General features: G+C 68.6%; 1 protein-coding gene. It reads left to right on the top strand.

Going from position 1 to position 1,047, the window contains the following annotated elements; translation table 11 throughout:
* Nucleotides 1–8: 8 nt before the first annotated feature.
* Nucleotides 9–1,043: a tyrosine-type recombinase/integrase gene (locus CLV67_RS50840; protein ID WP_170154329.1), complete on the top strand. Its 1,035-nt coding sequence runs from the start codon at nt 9–11 to the stop codon at nt 1,041–1,043.
* Nucleotides 1,044–1,047: the final 4 nt, after the last annotated feature.

Genomic DNA, 1,047 nt, shown 5'->3' with positions numbered 1-1,047 from the left:
GGTGAGTCGTGACGGCGGCGCGGGTGCGGCCGGAGGTGGTCGAGGCGGCGCGGATGCTGCTGGATCAGATGGGCATCACCGCCGAGGCCCTGCTGCAGGCTCCGGGTACGCCGTCGCGGATGCCGACGTTCGCCGAGTACGTGCCGGTGGTGCTGGCCGCGGTCGGGGACGGTGCGCGGCGCACGTACGGCAACTATCTGCACAAGGTCGTGGAGCGTTGGGGTGATCGGCGTCTGGACGAGGTCACGCCGACCGAGGTCGAGACGTTGATGCGTCAGTTGCAGGGTGAGGCGGTGCAGCGGCGTAACTCGCGGGGTGGGTCGAGTACCGGTGAGCATCTGATTGCCGCGTTGCGGTGTGTGTATCGGCGGGCGGTGGCGGATCGGCTGATCGCGGACGCCGATGATCCGGCGCGGAAGGTGGCCAAGCCGCGGCGGCCGACGTCGCAGCGGATCGCGTTGCCGGATGAGCGGCTCGGCGAGTTGGTGGTGGCGGCGGCGGGTGGCCGGGATCCGGAGTTGGACGCGTTGATCGTCCGTTTCCACATTGAGACGGCGTGCCGGCGTGGTGGGTTGTTGGGGTTACGTCCGATGGACGTGGACGTGCAGCAGTGTCTGGTGATGTTGCGGGAGAAGGGTGGGACGTTTCGGTGGCAGCCGGTGTCGCCGACGTTGCTGACGTTCCTGCTGCATCATGTCGATCAGCGCGGTGCTGCCCCGGATCAGCGGTTGGTGCGCTATCTGGATGGGCGTCCGATCGGGGCGCGCCGTTATGACGGCCTGTTCAAGCGGGTCGCCCGTGACCTGCCGTGGGTGGCTTCGCAGGGTGTGTCGGCGCACTGGCTGCGGCATACCACGCTGACGTGGGTGGAGCGGGTTTACGGCTACGGCGTCGCCTTGGCCTATGCCGGGCATGCCGAGTCACCGAACGACACCGGCACGACGGCCCGTTACGTGAAGGCGACCTTGCAGGAGGTGGCGACGGCACTGGCGGGTCTGACCGGGGAGCCGCACCCGCTGGCTTTGCCGGAGCAGGAAGAGTAGGAGC

The sequence above is a fragment of the Actinoplanes italicus genome, from assembly GCF_003001815.1.
Taxonomy (GTDB): Bacteria; Actinomycetota; Actinomycetes; order Mycobacteriales; family Micromonosporaceae; genus Actinoplanes; species Actinoplanes italicus.
The sequence above is the reverse complement of the archived record's forward strand: the minus strand, read 5'-3'. Positions and strand labels throughout refer to the sequence as shown.